General features: G+C 39.7%; 9 protein-coding genes and 3 pseudogenes. 1 reads left to right on the top strand and 11 read right to left on the bottom strand.

From position 1 onward, the window contains the following. Positions 1–259 precede the first annotated feature (259 nt). Positions 260–847 carry a Uma2 family endonuclease gene (locus IQ276_RS34205; protein WP_193920158.1) on the top strand — a complete coding sequence of 196 codons (588 nt, stop codon included), beginning with the start codon at positions 260–262 and terminating at the stop codon, positions 845–847. Positions 848–1,069: 222 nt separating this feature from the next. Here IQ276_RS34205 and IQ276_RS34200 read toward each other — a convergent pair whose 3' ends face one another. The 11 genes and pseudogenes from IQ276_RS34200 to IQ276_RS34150 form a co-directional block, all read right to left on the bottom strand. Beyond that, positions 1,070–3,322 carry a S8 family serine peptidase gene (locus IQ276_RS34200; protein ID WP_235116210.1) on the bottom strand — a complete coding sequence of 751 codons (2,253 nt, stop codon included), beginning with the start codon at positions 3,320–3,322 and terminating at the stop codon, positions 1,070–1,072. A 228-nt stretch (positions 3,323–3,550) separates the two neighbouring features. Next, on the bottom strand, positions 3,551–9,796 hold the full coding sequence (locus IQ276_RS34195) for a CHAT domain-containing protein (RefSeq protein ID WP_193920365.1): 6,246 nt from the start codon (positions 9,794–9,796) through the stop codon (positions 3,551–3,553). Positions 9,797–9,818: 22 nt separating this feature from the next. Further along, a pseudogene (locus IQ276_RS34190) lies at positions 9,819–10,148 on the bottom strand (CHAT domain-containing protein); the annotation flags it as partial. Between the two features lie 6 nt (positions 10,149–10,154). Then, positions 10,155–11,257 (bottom strand): annotated as a pseudogene (locus IQ276_RS34185) (ISAs1 family transposase). A 36-nt stretch (positions 11,258–11,293) separates the two neighbouring features. Further along, complete coding sequence (locus IQ276_RS34180; protein WP_193924510.1) at positions 11,294–14,227, bottom strand: CHAT domain-containing protein; 2,934 nt, start codon at positions 14,225–14,227, stop codon at positions 11,294–11,296. A gap of 44 nt (positions 14,228–14,271) precedes the next feature. Then, positions 14,272–15,374, bottom strand: a pseudogene (locus IQ276_RS34175) (ISAs1 family transposase). Between the two features lie 36 nt (positions 15,375–15,410). After that, positions 15,411–16,850, bottom strand: a complete 1,440-nt coding sequence (locus IQ276_RS34170; protein ID WP_193918441.1) for a CHAT domain-containing protein — start codon at positions 16,848–16,850, stop codon at positions 15,411–15,413. 100 nt (positions 16,851–16,950) lie between these two features. Continuing rightward, positions 16,951–20,052, bottom strand: coding sequence for a CHAT domain-containing protein (locus IQ276_RS34165; RefSeq protein ID WP_193918439.1), 3,102 nt, complete (start codon positions 20,050–20,052; stop codon positions 16,951–16,953). Between the two features lie 138 nt (positions 20,053–20,190). After that, positions 20,191–20,697, bottom strand: coding sequence for a tetratricopeptide repeat protein (locus IQ276_RS34160; RefSeq protein ID WP_193918437.1), 507 nt, complete (start codon positions 20,695–20,697; stop codon positions 20,191–20,193). Between the two features lie 128 nt (positions 20,698–20,825). Continuing rightward, positions 20,826–21,494 (bottom strand): hypothetical protein, encoded by a 669-nt coding sequence (locus tag IQ276_RS34155; RefSeq protein ID WP_193918435.1) that lies wholly within the window; start codon positions 21,492–21,494, stop codon positions 20,826–20,828. Further along, a complete protein-coding gene (locus IQ276_RS34150) occupies positions 21,487–23,922 on the bottom strand; it encodes a CHASE2 domain-containing protein (RefSeq protein WP_193918432.1) in 2,436 nt (811 codons plus the stop codon). Before IQ276_RS34150 ends, IQ276_RS34155 begins: the two co-directional genes overlap by 8 nt. Between the last annotated feature and the right edge of the window lie 6 nt (positions 23,923–23,928).

Raw genomic sequence — 23,928 nt, 5'->3', positions numbered from 1 at the left:
ATATCTCTCATCTGCTGAAGGATATGCAAATTCGATCCACTGTGGAAGAGTGAACAAAAGCGATAAGCCTGACGGGATGGCTACGCTTACCGCCAACAGCTTGGTTTGCGATCAAGGGCGGTTTATTATTGTGAGTGTATTGTAAATCAAGGTGTCTCACCCGTTTTACAAGAAAATTTAGCGATCGCAAGATGGGCAAAAGCCAATAAATACAGATGGTAAGCTGGAAAGTAGATAACAGTTAAATCGGTGATGTCTCATGAACGTTGTCACACCAAAGCGATTTACTATTGACGAATATCATCGGCTGATTGAACTGGAATTTCTAAAGGAGAGCGATCGCATCGAGTTGATTCGCGGAGAACTAATTCAAATGGTAGCCAAAGGCACACCTCATACATTTTGCACAACTCGGCTTTGTAGACAACTGGATCGATTGCTGGGCGATGCGGCTGTTGTGCGTTGTCAAGAGCCAATCATACTACCATCAGATAGTGAACCTGAACCAGATGTGGCGATCGCACGGGGAAATGAAACTGACTATCTTCCCCATCATCCTTATCCTGAAGATATTTTTTTAGTGATTGAAATTTCCGACTCAACCCTAAATTATGACCAAACAACAAAGTTAGAAGTGTACGCAGAAGCCGGAATTTCTGATTATTGGATTGTCAATTTAAATCTTCGCCAACTTGAGCGTTATAGCCAACCTTATCAAAATGCTCAAGGCAAATTCAATTATCTGGGCAAGCAGATATCTTTGCCACATCAGTCAGTGGCGATTCCTGGATTTGAAGATGTTTTATTAGACTTGAGTCGGATTTTTCCTACGGTTGTAGGTGCTTAGATTTGTAGGTTGGGCTTAACGTGTAAGAACCCGACAAAACCTAAAATTTTAGGTGTTGGGTTTCGTACCTCAACCCAACCTACGAATTGAGCGATTTTTCGATTTGGCGAAGATATTGTCAAATTCAATTTTTTTAATGAACCGCCAACGCGTAGCGTCTCGTAGAGAAGGACGCCAAGGACGCAAAGACAAGAAAGAAATGCTTAACTGAATTGTATTGTCTTATCGCCCCTTTTTCACCGCCTGCACCGCTGCATCAGCGTTGACTAATCCTTTACCAAAGAAGTACTGCTGACCTTTAATTGAGGAAGGAATTGCACCTTTACTTTGTTGTGAATCATATAATTTGGCCTCTTGTGAAGACATACTCAATCCTTGATAAGTGGCTGTAGATTTGAGGATACTAACCAAGCGGTTTCTGCTAATTTCTCTATTTTCTCCTTTCATTAATGCCACTATCCCCGCTACAGCTGGCGAAGAGAAAGAAGTACCCTGCACCCACCAGTATTTACCTTTAGGATCAAGCACAGAAGACCAACGAGATTCAGGATTCGGGATACCTTGCCAAAAAGCATCCAGCCAAGTACCGCCTGTGGTGGGAATTCCACCCAATAATCCTGGTGTATTTAGGTCGCCTCCGGGTGCAACTACATCTAATCCTTTACCATAGTTACTGTAGGGCGCACGATTACCGAGAATATTAGTTGCCCCAACTGCAACTACTCCTGTGTAAGCGGCAGGAAAAGATACTTGGCTTAAGTTTTCGTTGCCAGCAGCAGCCACAATTACTAGTTTAGGATGTGCTTTGAGAACATCTGCGATCGCTTCTTCTTCTCCCGGAGTTGGCAAACTACCACCCAGACTAAGATTAATGATATCAGCACCGCGATCGGCAGCATAGCCAATGGCTTCAATGTAGGCAGAAGGACTATAACTGCCATTCAACCCAAACAACCGCACTGGTAAAATTTGAGCGTTGGGAGCCACGCCTACTACTCCTTCACCATTTTGCGGTTTAGCAGCAATGGTTCCACTGACATAAGTGCCGTGAAACTCCGCGCCTATTTTATAAGTGCGAAAAACGTAACGTAAAACACTAGCGATTTGTTCTAGAGAGTAATCTGGGTTGTTTTGCTTCACCTCTAGGGCTTCTTGGGGGTATTGCTGAACTAATTTGGCGTCAGATAATTGGAAGGTATCTTGAAATTTGGCAGCGAGAATAGCCAGTTCTACCGGGCTGATGCGAGTATCAGCATCACCGTTTTCGCAGGGATCGCTGCTATCATTGCTTGTAGAAAAATCCCAGCCGTGGACTTCCCCAGGACATTTATCAGCAGCTTTCACTGTATACAAATTATCTGCCAAATCGGGATGATCCCATTGAATCAAACTATCTATAACTGCCACAACTACACCGCGTCCGCCGTTGCTACGTTTCCAGGCATCTGTAACCCGAATATCTGTGCGAGGTACAGCCGATTTTGTCGCTGCATTTGGTTTTTGCAGACAAGTTTGCAGTGATTCCCAGCTAGATATCTCCTGTTGCAGACATTGTTTGAGGGGTAAGCTATCCAAATGCCACGCGAATCCTAATAAGCTGGTTTTTGGGGAAATGCTTCTGGTAGATTGGGGACTGGGGACTGGGGATTGGGGACTGGGGACTGGGGATTGGGAATTGGGGACTGGGGATTGGGGATTGGGGATTGGGGATTGGGGACTGGGGGCTGGGGATTGAGAACTAGGTAAGATTTTTCCGAATCCCCAATCGCCAGCCGCCTTCAGATTGGCAACTTGTTTACTCGCGGTTTGGAGATTTTGGTCAGTAATGGATTGGATGAAGTTGGGTGTGGCAGAAGTAACTCCCTTGACTTCGTTTAGCTGATTGGCAGTAGTGAGAATTTTTGTGCCAGTGGCAACAGTGGATTTAACTATATAGCGATCGCGGTTAAAGCGCAATGGACGGACGATGGCTAAATTATTTTGCTCTAAAATTGTCTGTCTTTGAGCTTGGGTCACCTTAGCATCAAAGCTGATGATAATTTCGTTAGGGATAACGATAATTTCTTGGCGTTGGCTGCGACTCAGCACTGGTAAAGTAGTTTGCACATAAGGTTGCTGTTGAATATTCTGCTGCACAGCATCCCTAGTTCCCGTTGGCAAACTAACCACTGCATAATTTTCGCCCAAAGGACTAACCCTTGGTGGAGTAGTTGTGCGAATACTACTCTGTAAGTCTTGCTGGAGTTGGAGGTACAGGGGTGGGGCTGCGAGATTACGAGTTGCTACTTTTTTAAAGGCAACTGCGATCGTATCTTGGCGTTGGTTTAGGGAAATGCGTTGTCCTTTATACAGGTAAAATAAATTACCATCCTCTTGGGTTTGAGCAACTGCGGTAACTTGTGGTGGGAGAGAGAATATACCCAAGCCAGACCAAACAAAACCAGTTAGTAAAATGCCAGATGTAATGCGTTTCATAAGTGTTTAGGAATTTACAAATATATATCTCTTGTCGGTGGAAGGATATGCAAAATTGAGATTGCAAAGACGCGATAAATCCCCCTTTGTAGAGACGGCGATTTATCGCGTCTGTTGTTTGAAACAGCGATTTATCGCGTCTGTTGTTTGAAACGGCGATTTATCGCGTCTGTTGTTTGAAACAGCGATTTATCGCGTCTGTTGTCTAAGAGCGATCGCCAAGATTGTTCACGATTCCCCAATCAAGGTAAATGCAGCCCAATTTAAGGGTTGGGGATATTTTTGCATTGTTGTGAGCATGGCTTTTCTCAATGCCGTAGCTTTGTCAAGCTTTTGTTGCAGATTGTTATAGAACTCGGTCATTAGAAATGATGTGGAATTATCATCAACAGCCCACAAGGAGACAATGACACTGGGGACACCTGCGCTAATTAAAGAACGAGATAAACCAATTACACCATCACCAGTAATGCGTCCGCGTCCGGTGTCACAAGCACTGAGAACGACTAAATCTGCATTTAGCTTGAGGTTTAAGATTTCTTCGGCGGTGAGCAAACCGTTATCTTTATTGGAGGGAGCAAGAGCGATCGCACTTCCCAATCCCCGGTTATCATCAAGTAAGCCGTGGGTAGCAAAGTGAATAATTTCGGCTTGGGAAATCTTCTGTAAAATAGCGGTTTTGCTGGCTTGCTTACCTGTTAGAGCTTGCGTTTTGAGGATTGAGGCAATATCTTTAGCTTCCTTTTCGGCCCAAGGTAAATCTTTTAATTGTTCAGGGGGTTTTCCTGGTTCCAACTCCACTTTTGGCATCGTCGGATTACCGACAATTAAAGACTTGGCATTTAACGTCTCTACACGTCGTTTTTGCTTGGATGTGAAATCCAATACTTGAATTGATGGCGCTGTGAGAATAGTGTGTTTTTCAATTAGGTATTTATCTTGGTCATATTGCAACGCGGGGAAAGGAACAAGAAATAACTCACCTTGAGGGATAAAGATAACTCGGTCATTGGGGTTACTGGGTAGGATATCTGCAATGGGTTTAATGAGCAATTCGTGCGATCGCTGTAATTTTTGCTTTGCTTTGGTTGCATCAGGTTTGGCACTCACGTAAACAGCACCGCGTCCTCTGACACCAATGGATTGACGACTCGTGGTAACGAGTTTTGCTAATGTTGTATTCTCCTTTTGCCACAGGGGTTTGAGGTCAGAAGAGTGAAAACTCACTTCACCTGTGGGTTTGATAACCCAAATATATAGTTCCGATTCTTGAGTTTGCAGTTTGCCATCAACTTTGAATTCATCAGTAATAATTGAATATTGAACCAGGGTTGCATTTTCGTTTTTAGCAATTTGTTTAATCTGTTCAATATTCACTGCTGGTAGTTTTGATTGCTCTGTTTGATTAGGGGATAATCGTTTATTGAGTAAATCAATAAAAGCTCTCGCCCTACCACGTTCAGATATTTCCAAGGCTTCAGTGATTTTATTCTGAGCAATCAACACTTCTTGTAGGAGGCGGTAGGTGCGAGTTTGCTTTTCAAAGATAGATATTTTGTTGGCATCGTCTAATTGAATCCGGAGGTTTTCCCAAATAGCGATCGCCGAACGCAAATATTTTTCAGCTTCAGCAAATTTACCTGCTTGGCGAAGATAATTAGCAAGATTGTTTAAAGCATTACCTTCAGCTTCTTTATCTTCATTCTGTTGTGCTTTTGCTAAACTTGAAGAATGAAACTCAATTGCCTTTGCCGTATCGCCAAGTGCAAGATAAACATTACCTAAGCCTCCGAGTGCTTCACTGGGAGTCAATTCCAAAGCTTCTTTGTAATATTGAATGGCTTTGTTGTAGTCGCCTAAAGAATAGTAGACACTTGCCAAATTAACTTTAGTTTTAGCAATGCTAGAGGCGTTGTTGTCAATAGCTAATGCTTGCAATAAGTCTTGAATTGCTTCGTTATATTTACCTTGAGCGATGTAAATATTGCCGCGACTTTGTAAAACTTCTGCTTTGAGTTGTGTGTCTTGGTACTGCTCTAGAATTTTTAAAGCATCATTGTAATACTTAGTTGCTGTTTCATAGTCAGCTAAGGAATTGTAAACATTTCCGAGATTGGCGAGGTTATTGACTTGTCTTTGGGAATAGTTGAATTTTGTGGCAATTTCTAAAGCATTCTTGTAGGATTCGATGGCTTTGGTGTAGTCGCTGAGGCAATAATGAGCTTTACCGAGTTGTTCAAGGATGACAGCTTGGTTTTCGTTGTCGGAAATTTCTTGATAGATTTTTAGAGCTTTTTGCCAAGGGTCGAGTGCTTGGGCGCAGTTGGGGGCGTAGAATTCGAGATCGCGTAGTCTGTCTGCTTCCACTTTGGGGGAAGACGGAGGAGAAGCTAGACTTAGAATCGCTAGCTGTTTACCAGAGGTGTTCCACACGCGAGAGGTTCCGTCATCCGATGCGGTAACAATCTGCTTACTATCTGGGCTGAAACTAGCACTATTAACGTAATCTTGATGCCCTTTAAGTTCTACTAGCAGTTTTCCAGTTATATCCCACACACGAGCAGTTTTGTCAGCTGATACAGTAACAATTAGTTTGCCATCCGGACTAAAATTAGCACTCAATACCGAGTTAGTATGACCTTTAAGTTCTGCCAGTAGTTTGCCAGACAAATTCCACAAACGGGCAGTCTGGTCTTTGGATGCAGTGACAATCAATTTTCCATCAGGACTGAAATTTGCACTGCTGATAATATCTTTATGACCTTTAAGTTCTACCAGTAGTTTGCCAGATATACTCCAAATACGAGGAGTCAACCCTTCTGATACTTCAACAATCAGTTTTCCATCTGGGCTAAAATTAGTACTGGCACTAGAAGTACGAATAAAGCTGCGATCCCCTTCTTTCAATTCGGCTAATAACTTGCCAGAGATATCCCATAAGCGTGTATTGTCAAAAACGGATGCTGTAACAATCAACTTTCCATCTAAGCTAAAATAAGCACTTTCAACTTCGCCTTGATGCCCTTTGAGTTCTGCTATCTGTCTGGCAAACTTATCCCACACACGAGCAGTTTTGTCCTTCGATGCAGTGACAATGAACTTTCCATCTGGGCTAAAACTCGCGCTGTTAATACCTAACTCGTGACCTACCAATTCCAACAGCAAATTACCTTTGGTGTCCCATATACGAGCGATATTGTCGCTAGATGTGGTGGTAACAATTAGTTTTCCATCTGGACTAAAAATGGCATTATTTATGTCTGGGAAAAAAATGCTTTCGTTAATGTTACCTTGATACCATTTTAGTTCAGCAATTAGCTTACCAGATAGATCCCACATACGGGCAATTTTGTCACGAGATGCAGTAACAATCAGTTTTCCATCGGGACTAAAAACAGCACTGCTAATCTCAAATTCAGTACCTTCTCTAAATTCTGCTAGCAGTTTGCCTGATATATTCCATAATTGCGGTATCTTATTCGTAGATACAGTAACAATCCTATTTCCATCAGGAGTAAAATTAGCTCCATAGAACCCTCCTTCAATTTCTGCAAGCAGATTGCCGGAAGTATCCCAAACGTATACACTGTTGAATTCAGATGTAGTAACAATCAAATTCCCATTTGGGCTAAAATTTACTTCTGAGATACTTGTTGGATGTTTTTGAAGTTCCGCCAACAGCTTTCCAGAAATGTCCCGTATCCAAGCTGTGTTGCCCGATGCAATGATAATCTGTTTTCCATCTGGACTGAACTTAAACAAAGGGCTAAAAATAGCATCTTGATTTCCTGGTATTTCAGTTAACAGCTTGCCATAAATATCCCAAATACGCACAGTTTTGTCATATGATGAAGTAGCAACTAGCTTTCCATTCGGGCTAAATTTCGCAGTTATAACTCTATCTTTATGTCCTTTAAGTTCAGCCAATAACTTTCCAGACAAATTCCAAATACGAGCAGTAGCATCTTCAGATGCAGTCACAATTAGCTTTCCATCGTGGCTAAAATTAGCATCATAAACTCTATCCTGATGACCTTTGAGTTCTGTCAGTAATTTACCTGAAATATCATAAATTTTAGCATCGATAACTATCTGTTTGCTGTTTGGGCTAAAACTGGCAGTGTTGGAGTATCTATCAAGGACTGCTAGTAATTTGCCTGAAGAATCCCACAGGATAGTATCATCATCAGATCTAGTAACAATGTGCTGTCCATCTGAGCTAAAACTAGCCTGAGTCACATAGTTCTGATTTCCTTTAAGTTCTGCCACTAACTTGCCTGAGATATCCCACACGCGAGCCGTGTTTTTATCTGATGGGGTAATAATACGCTTGCCATCAGAACTTACACTAATGAAAGCATAGGGATGTTCTACTTGACCTTGAGGTTCTATTGTTTCAGCAGAAGGTATTTCGGCAAAAGTCTGTTTATTGAAATACTTGCTGTTGAGATACCAAATACGAACACTTTTGTCATCTGATGTAGTAATTATTTTCTGTCCATCAGGGCTAAAGTCAATACTGCTGATATTGCCATGAGGAGCTTTAATTTCTGCTAGTAATTTGCCAGAGATATTATGTATAAAAAGAGTTTTTTGATCCCAGCCTTGGGTTAAAATAAGCTTTCCATCTGGACTAAAATGTGATTTCAAACCAGGATATGTTAGTGTAAAGCCTTCTAGTTCCGCCACAAGTTTGCCAGATAAATCCCATAAACCATAAGTTGTTCCGGTAGAAGTTTCCCCACTAGACGCAATTAGCTTTCCATCCGGACTAAAACTGGCAGAGGTAATGCTTTGAAGGACTGTCAGTAGTGAACCTGAAGAATTCCATACATAGACTTTAGCACCATTAAAAGATGCGGTAATAATGTGCTGTCCATCAGGACTAAAACTGGCATATTCAATATCTTTTTGATGTCCTTTAAGTTCTGCTATTTGCTTACCTGAAATATCCCACACATATGCAGTTTTACCTGAAAATGTAATAATTTTTTTTCCATCCGGACTTAAGTCAGCGCCAAAACCTTTGATTTTTGTTAGCAGCTTACCAGATATATTCCATATAAAAAAAATATCGTTTTGACTACTTGTAATAATACACTGTCCATCCGGGCTAAAGTAAGCCCCTTGGATTAAATTTTCATTATCTTTAACTTCAGTTAAAAGCTTGCCAGTTTTGTCCCATACCTGAAAATAACCCATATCTGAAGTAACAATAAATTTGCCATCGGGACTAAAATGTGCATATTTAGCACCCTTCCCATTTTTGTTAAATAGTCTTACTTGTTGACTAGAAATATCCCACAAGAGGACGGAATTATCTCCTGATCCTATGAGGATCTGTTTACCATCTGGGCTAAAACTAATAGAGCTTATTTCTCGGGTAATGTTAAAGCTTCGTAATTCTGTTAATAATTTTTCCGCAGCATTCCACATCCAAGTAGTACCGTCAACAGAAGCAGTCACAATCCACTTTCCATCTTGGCTCCAGTCAGCACTATTAACACTTCCCTCATGCCCTTGCAACTTTCCTACTAACTTCCCTGAAGATTCCCAAATTAAAGCAGTGTAGTCAACAGATGCAGTAACAATCTGTTGATTGTTTTGACTAAAACTTGCACTGAGTACACTATTTTGATGACCTTGCAGTACTGCCAACTGCTTGCCTGACACATCCCAAATACGCGCAGTTTTATCATCCGATGCAGTAACAATTTGCTTACCATCTGGACTAAAACTCGCACTCCAAACTGTGTCAGTATGCCCTTTTAACTCCGTTAGCAACCTCCCTGACAAATTCCACACCCGTGCAGTTTTATCAGCAGAGGCGGTAATTATCCGCTTGCTATCTGGGCTAAACTTAGCACAGTTAACAATGTTTTCATGCCCTGTAATTTGTGTTAGTTGCTTGCCGGAAATATCCCAAATACGGACGGTTTTATCTGCACTTACCGTTACTATCTGTTTACTATCCGGGCTAAAATTCGCACTATAAACATTACCTTGATGTCCTTTTAGCTCAACTAGCTGTTTGCCTGAAACATCCCAAACACGAGCAGTACCATCAAAAGATGCGGTGACAATCAACTTCCCATCCGGGCTAAAATTCGCACTTTTAACATTGCCTTGATGCCCAACTAATTCTGCTACCTGCTTTCCTGTAAAATCCCAGATACGGGCGGTGTTATCAGCACCAGCAGTCACAATTAACTTACCGTCAGGACTAAAACTAGCGCTGTTAACACTACCCTCATGCCCTTTAAATTGTCTCTCTTCTGCAAAGTAATCAATAAAACTTCCAGTGACAGTCTCAGTTTGCTGCTGATTTGGTGTTTGCGCTAACACCTGGGGCGCAAAGAAAAATCCGGAGAAATTCTGCGGCCATGTAGGTGTAATTGTTATCAAAAAAGCACTCAAAGCGATTAAAATGATTCTGCTTGTGCGTAGGCGTAGCCCGTCGTAAACATCGCGCATAATTTACTCACTTCACCTGTAACTAAGACTCACCAATTAACGTAAAGGCTGCCCAATCTCTTGGTTGTGGATACTTCTTCATCGCAAGCAGCATGGCATTTCTCAACGCCACCGCCTTATCGGGATTTTTCTCCCACTGTCGATAAAACTCTGTCATTAATTCCGATGTTGGTGAATCAGGAACTTTCCACAATGAGACAATTACACTCGGCGCACCAGCAGTAATCAAAGCACGAGATAATCCAATTACTCCATCACCAGTAATTGTTCCTATACCCGTGTCGCAAGCACTCAAAACTACAAGTTCCGCATTGAAGCGTAAATCCACAATTTCCGCAGGAGTGAGTAAACCACAGGGCTATTTCATTCTAAAAAGCTGCTTGAGTGTGTCTAGTCCAAAAGAACATAAACGTTGAGCTTGTGCCATATTTTTAAACATATTGTTTCGGTATAAATTGAGTGAAAAATTGCGAGTGAGCGCAAAAATCTGAGGTAAGGGTGTAGTGCGAATTCGGGATGCATCTTCACCTTGGGTAACGTCCCGAACGTAATGAACTTTATTCTCAACACCCCAATATCCTCTGATTCGTTCAGCTATTTGTTGAGCCGTTTCAGTTAGAGATGAAATGTAATAACGAGTCTCAGTAGTTACTTCAATTACATTGTGTGTGAAAACCTGACGTTCTGATTTGACTTGAATCAAAGTGGTAAGTCCAGGCCAAGGACGAATACCATCAAGATTTTGACAAATACTGACATGTCGCTTTTCGATTCGACCATGACCTTTATTTATCTGCTCAAAAGAAAATTCCGGTGTAAAATTAGTTTTGATATCTTTGAATAAACTAGGTTGATTCCCTTTCAAGGCAGCAATATAATCATTGCCACTGTTGATAATCAACTCACAAGTTTTTTTTGTGTATTAATAGCATCAAAGGCAAAAACTACTCCCCTGAGAGCCAGTTTCTCAATCAACTCAGGTAATGCTTTTATTTCGTTGGTTTTGGCATCAACTTCAAACGGTTCTAAAATCAATCCTCGCTCTACAAGGTAAGCACTGACCAACATAATTGCTGGGTGGGAATCAGAATGTGGATTATCATTTTCTACTTGATATGAGCCTTTGAGGACTTTACCATCCATACCAACAGTTTCTCCAGGCAGTGGTTTGATGTCAAAGAAATTCGCAAGGCATACGGAATACTCTTCGTAATTTATGTGTAATAAATTACGACGGACTGTACTGTAAGAAGGAAGCCTATTCTTTGTCGGTTTCAAGAGGTCTATCAACTCCTCACGGTAGCTTGAAATCCAATCTCCAATTGCTAGAAATCCTTTATTGCCTGCGGCGATCGCCAATGTGAACAGCGCAAGACATAATGGTAGAGTATGTCGCTGTCCGGCGCGGCGACGGGGGTCTTCTAGACCTGCAAAAGCTTTGATAATTTCGATTTCAGACACGGTAGTAGATACTTGAAGTAGAGCTGGCGATGAATTCTACCATATTGCGTCTACATTTAGAATGAAATAGCCCTGGAGTAAACCATCATCATTATTAGTAGGTGCAAGGGCTATAGCAGCTTTGATATTTTGACTAGGATCATCTAATAATCCATGCGTGGCTAAATGAATAATCCTAGCAGTTGATAATTTTTGTTTGAAAGCTGCTTTTGTCGCATCCTTACCAGTAATGGCTTTAGTTTTAAATAAATTAGCAATAGTTAATGCTTCGATTTCTGCACCTTTAAGTGGGTCAAGTTGTACAGATGGATTTCCCACTTTGGGCATAATAGGATTACCCATAACTAACACATCTTTACCCGTAACCTTTTGACGTTGTTGACGAGTCAAATCTAGAATTTGAATAGCTGGTGCAGTGAGGATAGTGTGTTTTTCAATTAAGTATTTTTTATCTTTATCTTGCAGTGCTGCGAACGGTACTAAAAACAGCGAATCATGAGGAATAAAAATTACCTTTGCTTCTGGATTAGTGGGGAGAAGAGAGGCAATAGGTTCAATTAATACCTCATGTAATTTCTGTAAATTGCGTTTTCGTACCGGTTTATCTGTTGGATCTACATTTATCCCACCCCCTCTTCCAGCACCAATAGAGAGGCGACTTTCTCCCACAAAGTCTGCTAAAGATGCATTTAATGATTTGAAATCTACTGGTTTGAACTCTATTTCACCAGTTGGTTGAATTACCCAAATGTAGAGTTCTGAATTATCCCATACTAGCTTGTCATTGTTATTTGCATCATTATATCTAGGAGGTTTAGGAACAGCATATTCTACAATTGTGGCGTTTTGTTCTTTAGCAATTCTCTGAATATCTGCAATTTTTGGTGGCAACACATTCGGAATTTTTAAGTTTAATTTACTCTGATTTTTGCTGCTAACTCGTAAGGCTAGTAGATTAATAAAAGCTCTAGCTCGACCACGTTCAGCAACTTCTAAAGCCTCTGAAAATTTATCCTGACTAATTAAAGTTTTTTGCAACAAACTATAAGTATTAGCCTGGATTTCAAAGATAGAGATTTTATACTTATCATCTAATAAATCCATTCGAATGGCATCAAAAACATCTATTGCTCTATATAAAGCAGTTGTGGCTTCAGGTAGGCGATTAGCAAGAAAGCCAGTTATACCAAACTGTTTAAAAACATTTGCTTCTATTAATTTTTCGTCAGCTTGATTAGCAAATTCTCCAGCTTTTTGATAATATTGAAAAGCTAAATCATATTGTTTTTGCCAGTCGTAAAACTCGCCAACTACAAAAAATATGTATGGTTTAAATTGAGGGCTATCAATTGGTGTAATGATTTCTATAGCTTTTTGAAAATATTCCTGAGCCAGCTTATATTCTCCCAATTGAGTATAAGCAGCACCAACTTGAGCCAAGTGGAAAGCGATAAAATCTGGAGTTCCTAAGGCTTGGGACTGTCGCAAACTCTCTAACGCTTCTTGTAATTCTTTTTTTGCTTTTTCTAAATCTGCCGGAGATTTAGCAGCTTTATTTAAAACTGTTCCTTTGTTTGATAAACTTTTGGGTAAAGGATAATTTAGTTCAATAGACTTACTATCCTGACAAGCTTTTTTACTAGCTTCCGGTTGTCCAATAAGTTTGTATACTAAACACAAACGCAGATATGTTTGTTTCATTCCAACTTTGATTGATTCTGTTATAAACTGTTTAGCAGGGGTACTAATTTGCTGGGATTCTTGAAGGGCTAATTCCAAGATTTTTAATGCTTTTTTGTATGAATCTAATGCTTGTTCATACTTACTAGCATCAGCATTAATATTACCAAAATTGATTAATAGCCATCCTCGTTGTACATCCTGTTCGAGCTTATTGAAGGGAGAAGTAGGGACTTCTGTTTCGATAATTTGTAAAGCTTGCTTATAGGCATCCAATGCCTTCTTTTTGTTACCCCATCTGTAGTAAACATCACCTAATTTACTGTAGGCTAATCGTGCTTGAGAACGAAAATTTTTATCTGTTGCAAAAATCTTTAATGCTTGTTCAAAACTTTCTATAGCTTTGGCAGATGCTTGCTGAATACCTTCTGTTGATTGAGTATACTGACTATTGAGATGGTATAGGTCTCCCATGCCCAAGAGAGCTTTTCCTTGTCTGGGGCGATCGCCTATTTCTTGAGCAATTTTTAGACCCTGTTGATAATATTCAAGAGACTTATTTAATAATTTCTTTGCTGCTGGGTCGCTATTCATTCTTTTAGCTCCACCAAGAGAGTAATAAAAATTACCCAGATTAATAATAATACTCGCTTTAAGTTTATTTTGACGGAGTTTATCTTCAGCAGTACCATTAGCTTTTTCTAGAACAATTAAAGATTGTTCTAGAAAATCAAGTCCTTTTGAAGTATCAGAAACAATATAGATTGCCCCTAGACTTTTGAGGGCGATCGCTTCTGTTTCATAGTTCTTATTTTCTCGCGCTACTGCTAATGCTTGTTCGCAGTATTCAACTGCACGCCGAGAATTTTTTAAATGTAATTGAACCAGCCCTAAATTATTTAAAACTTTCGACTCTAAAGTGCGATCGTTAATTTTTTGAGCAATTTCTAAAGCTTTTTGATAATAACTAATGGCTTGGCTATATTCCTCAAAATTATCATTGTAAATATTGCCAATATAATTAAGTGTTTTACCTTCTCCCTGTTGATCGTGAATTTCACGATATATAGATAAAGCTTTCTCAAAAGCTTTTAAAGCAGCTTGGGGTTGATTATTTTCATCGAGTTCATTACCTTGTTGAAGTAGCTTATCTGCTTCAGCTTTTCGGGGATTTGGATTCTGCGCTAATACCTGTGATATCCCCATTAGCTTAAACTCAAATGTAGCTAAAGGAAATGTTAGGTAAAATACCAAAGATAGAAGAGTGAAATTTTGCCAACGGTAGATCATAAATTTTCTCACAATTTACTATTACTACAACAAACCAATCAGGGCTATTTCATTCTAAAAAGCTGCTTGAGTGTGTCTAGTCCAAAAGAACATAAACGTTGAGCTTGTGCCATATTTTTAAACATATTGTTTCGGTATAAATTGAGTGAAAAATTGCGAGTGAGCGCAAAAATCTGAGGTAAGGGTGTAGTGCGAATTCGGGATGCATCTTCACCTTGGGTAACGTCCCGAACGTAATGAACTTTATTCTCAACACCCCAATATCCTCTGATTCGTTCAGCTATTTGTTGAGCCGTTTCAGTTAGAGATGAAATGTAATAACGAGTCTCAGTAGTTACTTCAATTACATTGTGTGTGAAAACCTGACGTTCTGATTTGACTTGAATCAAAGTGGTAAGTCCAGGCCAAGGACGAATACCATCAAGATTTTGACAAATACTGACATGTCGCTTTTCGATTCGACCATGACCTTTATTTATCTGCTCAAAAGAAAATTCCGGTGTAAAATTAGTTTTGATATCTTTGAATAAACTAGGTTGATTCCCTTTCAAGGCAGCAATATAATCATTGCCACTGTTGATAATCAACTCACAAGTTTTTTTTGTGTATTAATAGCATCAAAGGCAAAAACTACTCCCCTGAGAGCCAGTTTCTCAATCAACTCAGGTAATGCTTTTATTTCGTTGGTTTTGGCATCAACTTCAAACGGTTCTAAAATCAATCCTCGCTCTACAAGGTAAGCACTGACCAACATAATTGCTGGGTGGGAATCAGAATGTGGATTATCATTTTCTACTTGATATGAGCCTTTGAGGACTTTACCATCCATACCAACAGTTTCTCCAGGCAGTGGTTTGATGTCAAAGAAATTCGCAAGGCATACGGAATACTCTTCGTAATTTATGTGTAATAAATTACGACGGACTGTACTGTAAGAAGGAAGCCTATTCTTTGTCGGTTTCAAGAGGTCTATCAACTCCTCACGGTAGCTTGAAATCCAATCTCCAATTGCTAGAAATCCTTTATTGCCTGCGGCGATCGCCAATGTGAACAGCGCAAGACATAATGGTAGAGTATGTCGCTGTCCGGCGCGGCGACGGGGGTCTTCTAGACCTGCAAAAGCTTTGATAATTTCGATTTCAGACACGGTAGTAGATACTTGAAGTAGAGCTGGCGATGAATTCTACCATATTGCGTCTACATTTAGAATGAAATAGCCCTGCAAACCAATGAGAGTAAAACTTGCCCAATCTCTGGGATTTGGGTATTTTTTCTTAGTTTCTAGCATCGCATGACGCAAGGCAACTGCTTTGTCTGGGTTTTCAGTGAGTTTTTGATGAAACTCTGTCATCAAAAATGCCGTCTCCCGATCTGATACAATCCATAAAGAACCAATCACACTGGAAACTCCTGCGGCGAAGAAAGAACGAGATAAGCCAATCACACCATCAGCAGTAATTTTGCCTAATGCTGTATCACTTGCACTCAGCACAACTAAATCAGCTTTTAATTTCAAGTTCAGAATTTCTTCAGATGTTAGCCAGCCATCGTCTTGTGCTGATGGCGCAAGTGCGAGTCCGTAAGGTGTTCCTAATGAGTCAGGACATGTTGCTAGGTGAATAATTCTGGCTTGGGGCATTTTTTGCACTACGGTGGTTTCTGTGGCTGCATCACCAGTGAGTGCTTGGGTGTTCAATATACTTGCAATATCTTTTGCTTCCTGTTCTGCGCCTGGTAGTTGCGATAGTTTGTGTGGAGGTTCACCAGGCTTCAGAGAAGTACTAGGCATGGTAGGATTACCGACGATTAACACGTCCTCTGGAGATGTTCTACGTAAAGTCTGACGCTGATACAGTAAATCCAATGCTTGAATTGAGGGTGCAATGGCGATGGTATGTTTTTCAATCAAGTATTTACCCTTGGCATCTTGCAGGGCTGCAAAAGGTACGAGGAATAATTCACCTTGTGGGATAAATATAATGTGTTCATCGGGTTGAGTTGGTAAAAGGTCTACAATGGGTTTAATTAACAGTTGATGTAGCGTTTGTAATTGGTTGTTTGAGTTATTATTTTTGTTAGGAAAAGTCTGAATACCACCTTTGAGATTTCTTTCTCGGAAATCATGAAACTGACGACTATCCTTAATTAAATCACCTAAAGATGTTTTCTCTTTCTGCCATAATGGTTTAAGATCAACGCTACGAAAGGCGATATCACCTGTAGGTTTAATCACCCAAATATACAATTCTGATTCTTTAGTTTGTTTTTTACCATCAAGAATCACTTCATCATTCATGATGGAATATTGCACAAGTGTGGCATTTTGTTGTTTAGCTACTTGTTTAATTCGCTCGGTATTTGGCGGATTAACTTCTGATATTGATAATTGCTGCGCTAATAAGTTTACTAATGTCCGATTACGGCTGCGTTCAGAAACTTCTAAGGCTGCTTGATATTTGTTTTGAGAGATGAGAATTTTTTGTAATTGATGATAAGTTGATGTTTGAGTTTCTAATGTTGTTTGTGCCAAAAGTTTGGGATGTTTGGCTAGATTAGACAAGGAAATAGTTGCTAAGATAATTAGGCTAATTGAGGTGATTTGAAAAATTGATTGTTTTTGCATATTATTGAAGGAATTTATCACGCAGAGGCGCAGAGGAGCCAGTGCGTTGGGCGGGTTTCCCGACTTGAAGCATCTGGCGTCGCGCAGAGAGGTTATTGAGTTAATCAGATTCGCCTATGAGAGTAAATGCAGCCCAATCGAGAGGATTGGAATATAGTTTTTTTGTTGTCAGCATTGCTTGTCTTAGCGCGACAGCTTTATCAGGATTTTGCTGGAGGTTGCGATAAAATTCACTCATCAATGAGGCGGTGGATTTATCATCTACAGACCATAGAGATACGATGACGCTAGGAACTCCGGCTGTAATCAAAGAACGCGATAAGCCAATGACACCATCGCCTGTAATATTCCCACCTCCGGTATTGCAAGCACTGAGAACCACGAGTTCGGCGTTGAGTTTCATGTCCAAAATTTCGCCTGATGTTAGGAAACCGTCGTCTTTAGGCGAAGGAGCAAGAGCGATCGCACCTGGTACCCCAAATCCTTTAAAATCATCAAGTAAGCCATGAGTAGCAAAATGGATAATCCTGGCTTTGCTCATTTTCTGGACAATTGCTGTTTCTGTGGCTTTGCTACCTATAATCGCTTGCGTTTTGAACAAATCTGCAATCTGAACTGCTTCAAATTCTGCACCAGCAAGAGGTATTAAATTTTCGTTGGTGATGGGAATCTTAGCTGTGGTAGGATTACCAACCACTAAAACTTCCCTACTCCCCACTCCCAATTCCCTATTCCCTACTCTTTGCTGGCGGGTAAACTCCAAAACTTGAATTGCAGGCGCAGTCAGAATAGTATGTTTTTCGATTAAGTATTTGCCTTCTTCATCTTGTAGTGCGGGGAAGGGAACGAGAAACAGTGAGTTTTGGGGGATGAAGATCACACGGGCATTAGGATCTGTGGGAAGATATGATGCGATAGGTTTAATCAGTATTTCATAGAGTTTTTGTAACCGTTTGCTTTGATTACCCCCACCTGTAGGCTCGACTTTGATACCTCTAGTTCTTGCACCTATAGATTGACGGCTAACAGTCACCAATTCTTCCAGAGAAGTATCTAGAGATTTTTTCAAGTCAACTTTCTCAAAGGCAATTTTACCTGTAGGTTTGATTACCCAAATGTCAAGTGCTTCGTCCCCTATAGTTGAATATTGTACGAGGGTTGCGTTTTGCACTTTGGCAATGTTTTGGATTTGTGGGAGTGTCAGAGGTTGGGTATTTAATTGAGTATTTGGTTTCTCTAATTGCTTTGATGCTAATAACTCAATAAAGGCTCTGGCTTTAGCGCGATCGCTCACTTCTAGTGCAGAATTAATTTTATTCTGGGCAATTAACGCTTTTTGCAGAAAGCGGTAGGTTTCGGCTTGTTTTTCAAAGATGGAAATTTTCTGAGCATCAGTTAATCCATTCTTTCGCAAATCCTCCCAAATCTCAATTGCAGTAAATAGCGTTTTTTCAGCATTTTCATATTGTCCTAAGTTATCGTAAGCTGAACCAATATTATTAAGATATGTTCCTTCTGCCGCTTTATCACCGACTTGTTTGACAATTACTAAAGCTTCCTGATGGAATTCCAAAGCTTTGGCATACTCTCCCTGGTTGTAATAAACCCCACCAATATTATTAAGAGTTATGCTTTCACCCGCTTGATCGCCGATTTGTTTAAAAATAGTTAAAGCTTGCTGATAGATGTTCAAGGCTTTTGTATATTGTCTTTGCCTTTGATAAACTTCTCCAATATTATGGAGAGTTTTGCCTTCGCCTGCTTTGTCACCAATTTGTTGGAGAATAGTTAAAGATTCCTGATAAAACTTCAATGCTTTATCATACTGTTCAGAATTGTTATAAATAAAGGCAATGTTGTTCAAAGTTTTACCTTCACCTGCTTTGCTACCAATTTGTTGGAGAATAGCTAAAGCTTGCTGATAAAACTTCAATGCTTGATCGTACTGCCCCAAATTGTCGTAAACAGAGCCAATATTATTGAGGCTTTCTCCTACCAACGCTTTTTGATTGATTTGTTTGCGAATAGCTAAAGCTTGCTGATAAGCTGCCAAAGCTTTGGCGTACTGTCCTTGATTATTGTAAACAAAGGCAATGTTGTTGAGAGTTGTTCCTTCACCCGCTTGATCAGCAATTTGTTTGAAAATAGCTGAAGCTTGCTGAAACAATCCTAAAGCTTTGGTATACTCTCCCAAATTACGGTAAACATCTCCAATATTATTGAGAGTTGCTGCTTCTCCCCATTTGTTACCGATTTGTTTGAAAATACTTAAAGCCTGCTGATGTAATTCCAAGGCTTTTACATATTGCCCTTGTTTGTTGTAAGCCAATCCAATAGCGTTGAGAGTTGTTGCTTCTTCCTGTTTATTGGCAAGTTGTTGGAGAATAGCTAAAGCTTGCTGATGCAATTCCAAGGCTTTGGTGTAATTTCCCTGGCTATTGTAAGTCAATCCAATATTGTTAAGGGTTGAAGCTTCCCCTACTTTGTTACTGGCTTGCTTAACAATAGCTAAAGCTTGCTGATAAGCTTCCAAAGCTTTGGCATACTCTCCCAAACCATTATAAATCTTGCCAATATTATTGAAGGTTGTTGCTTCCTCCATTTTGTTGCCAACTTGTTTGTAAATGACTAAAGCTTGCTGATAAAATTCCAAGGCTTTGGCATACTCTCCCCAACTGGAGTAAACTGTGCCAATATTGTTCAAACTTAGCCCTTCAAATAGTTTGTCATCGATTTGTTTGCTAATGGTTAAGGCTTGCTGATAAAACTCTAAAGCTTTGGCAGATTGTCCCCAACTATTATAAATATTGCCAATATTATTAAGAGAAGCACCTTCTTCTGCCTTTTCTCCAATTTGTTTAGCCAAAGTTAAAGCTTGCTGACAAGCTGTCAAAGCTTGGGGATACTGTCCTAAATTTACGTAAATTCTCCCAATAACGTTAAGAGTCATTGCTTCTATCTTTCCGTTGCCATTTGTTCTGAGAATGGGAAGTAATTTTTGAAATGTTTGTAATGCTTCTTGTAACGTACCATTCTTATATTGTTGAATACCAATTTGCAATAATTGCAAAGCTTCAGCACTAGGCTGTTGTGTCGTTTGCGCCTGCACCACTAAGGGAGAGGAGAGTGGGAGACAAGGTGACAAGGTAACAAGGGGAAATAGGACTGTAGCAACGGTAAGGTATTTCAGGCGGTGGCGCATAGACGAATTCTCAGCAGACTGACTCAGTGGTGTATATCTCTAAGTTTTCAGAGGATATTTCAATAAAAACCGGATTTTACGAACAAAAAATTGCAAAACCCGGTTGCTGCATAGGTTGTCACAATTATGTAATGGGGTTTAACTCTCTTGTATCTTCTCAATTGCATCGGTGGCTTTTTGGGCGAATTCCTGATTCCCCTCTTGTTTAAACAGTGTGAATGCTTTCTGTAAATCAGCGATCGCTCCTTGTTTGTCTTTTAAAGCAAAGTTTGTCAAACCTCGGAAATAATAGGCATAGGGAATATCGGGAGTAATTTCCAAAGCTTGATCAAAATCTGTCTTTGCTGCTTGATATTCATCCAAACCAAAATTACCTAATCCTCTACCAAGGTAGGCATAAGCATTTTTAGGTTCAATCTTCAGGATTTGGTTAAAATCTTCAATTGCTCCTCGATAATCTTTTGATTCTATCCGCTTAAAACCCCGTTTAAAGTATGTTTCGGTATCATTCTGATTTTCAGTTTGCGAGTTGGGAACTTGTGCTATGACTTGTCGAGTGCTGAACAAGCTTTTAGCTTCAGCCTTGGGTGTAAAAGTCAGTGTTCCAAATACTAGAATTGCTGCTGCTAATTTCAAACCTTTCATTGTTGTATCTCCTAAAATCTTAAATATTGCAGAGGTTTTCTTGCTGCTCACAGGTATATATCTCTGAGTGTTCAGAGGTTATGCAAAATCAGAGCTATTTGCTAACGAGTTGCCGAATTATTACCCTTTTATTTCGGTACGTCACACAAGTTATCGATATTTTTGATCATCTTCTGCAATTCATCTGAGCGTAATGGCACAGAATAAGCTTGCTGTAAGGCATCTGACCACAGGTTAGAATCAGCAAAGTACTTGGCTTTAGCAAGGGCGATCGCCTCAATATCTGCTCCTTGTGCTTGCAGTTGATTTTCTAAAGTCTTCAATTCTGCGGTAATGCGATCGCGCTGTTGTGTCTCCATGATTTGAAATGGGACGAACTTCGATGAATTGACCACCCATTTATAAGTTTCACCTGGTTGCAATGGTTTACCTGCATAAGTTATATTCTGAGTTTCTGTTACTGGTTGATTCCATAAATCTTGCTCACTATTGATTGAACGCACTGCTATTGTTTGCGCTTGACCTTTCCAAATAAATAAGGGGCGATCGCTCCAAACAATTCTAAGTTTATCGGGTGCATCTGGAGAAACCATGCAGACATTATCAGTAGGACGAGAACCACCTTTACGCGGTTCTACAGGAGGTTTCTTACTAAAAATAATTCGGGAAATATTTGTCCAAGAAAAAGTTTGTTGTATGGAACTTTTTTTAGGAGGTGTCACTTGATTAGATAGAACAGGTGCATTACTCAAAGCGATCGTTGATAGCACCAAAGTATGTAATAAAAGTTTATTCATGACTTTTCCTTTTGAAAACAGTAGGTAAAACGTAATACCACAATGCTACTGTTGGTAAAAACCAAGGTAATAGCATTGCAGCTGACCAAATGTAAAATTGTAAGCTAACCAGTCCATACAACCCTGTAATAATACTGGGCAATATTAACCATTGCAATGCAGAATACTGCTTTCTTGGTTGCAGTAAATATATAGTTTTGCCTAGCAATATTGCTATCCCAATCATCCATAAATCGGGAATTGGCACAACTAATCTCTGCGTCAGGAAATGATGCACTATGTAAGCGTGATATTCACCGCCTGTAAACACTTTGCTTTTGTTAATGGGATTTTGTTGATTTCGCCAGTATTTGATAGCTGGTGGTGACTGTGAATCTTGAAAAGTATCATCACCATCTTTCACAATCCCAGCTTCGTGATATCCTCCCGGTGCAATAATGACAATTTGCTGTTGTAAGCTTTGAGGAATATCTCGATTTTCTAATAATTTCCAGGCAGGAATGGAATGATATACCTGATGAGGGGGAATAGAAAAGTCAATGATTGGGTGTAACCAACTTTGCTTGATTGAATAACTCAAAGCTGTAACTAATTGCAGGTGCGATCGCTCTGATTTTAAAATTGTTTTATTAGCTTTATTACTATCTTTTAAAAAATCATTAATCTTTTGAAAAAAGTCTATTTTACTGTCTTTTTTTGGCTGCGGCGCGTTAGGAATTTCTTGTAATTGATGCCCAAGAGCTAATAAGCTAGCAAAATGCCAAGGCTGTGATTGAAAATCATCATGGGGTAACAATTCCATATACCAAGGATAATTGTCAATTTCCCCTTCTAAACTCCAATTAAGACTAGCAATTTCAGGTAGTACCCTCAGCCATGCGTCATCATTAGAAGTTGCAGAAAACACAAACAATGTCGGGTTAGGTGAAGATATAGCCCTTTGAATAGATTTGGCAAGAATGCGATCGCCTTGCTCTTGAGGCCGATCCAAGAGATAATCAATACCGATTACCTTAGCGTTATTAGCCGTCAGTCGATCAACTAGACTCGCCAAATACTGACGATTCATCGGCTTAGGATTCGATATTTTGGCTTTTCTAATGGACTCTTCGTCAATTTGCACCAAGAGAACTGGCGGCGGACTTGCAACATTTGCAACTTGACGGGTAATTTGACGATAGAAAGCCTGTACCAATACACGCCCTTGTAATAAAAGACTTTGCACTGGCTGTAGTAAACTAATTATTAACACAACTAAAAGTGCGATCGCTTCTTGACGATTTGGTTTCAAACTCTGAAAAACTTGCTTGATACCAAAAGGTTGGAGGCGAAATAAGTCTGCTTCTGGATGGCGAAACAAAGAGGGAATTAAGTAAGCACTCGGATAAGTGAAATTCTTTTCTAACTTCAGATATTTCGATGCTGCTAATAATGATTGATGGACATCTTGATATTGAGCTAAAGCTTGGATAAATTGCAGAAAAAATTCTCCAGCAACGCGATTGTGAATTGGTTCGCGCATAACTGCAACCTGACTTAATCCTAAATCAATGAGTTTATTAGCAATACTTAAACCCTTGCAAGAATTAAAAATAGCAAACTGTAATCCTCTTGATTTAGCAGTAATTAATGCTTGTTCTATCTCACTAATTAATAAAGCCACATTGGGAGCGATCGCTATTTCTCCCCCAGTCAAATTTGTTTCATTACTGTGACCTGCAAAGAATAAAATATCCCAACCAGACTGTGAGGCGATCGCCTGAACAATTTTAGTTTTTAATTCAGTAATGCTTTCGTGTGGTTGCCAGCCAATAAAAGTAATTTCAGCTAATGATTCTAGGGAACTTACAGCTGATTTTTCTGTTTTAAAATCTAAACCACTTTTATCTCCTAAAATTACTAAAATTTTAGCTTTACGGGCATTATAAACATTATTATTTACTGTTTTCCGCCTATTTATCGGTGTGCGAACAATCCGAATTTTACTAGAATCAAGAGCAAATTCTGTGCCAATTTCCCAGACTTCCCACGGTAATCGTGCTAACTCTAGAGGATTGCAAGTTATAAAAATATCAATATAGGGATTATCGCTGTTTTTGGAAGCTTTGGCGATCGCTGCCCGAATTTCATATAATTCTGCACTACGTAACCAGTGATGAAATTCATATAAAAGTTGTGTTTCCGCCTGTACTAAATGCGCGTGCCAATCAACATTAGGTGCAGTAAAACTACCAATTTCTTCTACCCTTCCTCGCAATTGAGTATTATAAAACCGGAGATAAATTCGCTGCCATTCTTGGTACAGCGCCGTCATATTTTCAGGATATGCGAGTGTGACACCAATATTCTGTCCCACACCCCAAGATAATTCAAATGAGCAAAATTTATCAAACTGTTGAACTTTCAGATAAAAATTATAACCAGTCATAATTAA

Origin of the sequence: Desmonostoc muscorum LEGE 12446 (genome assembly GCF_015207005.2) — a bacterium.
GTDB classification, from domain to species: domain Bacteria; phylum Cyanobacteriota; class Cyanobacteriia; order Cyanobacteriales; family Nostocaceae; genus Nostoc; species Nostoc muscorum.
Note: the sequence above shows the minus strand (reverse complement) of the source record. Positions and strands in the feature narration are given on the sequence as shown.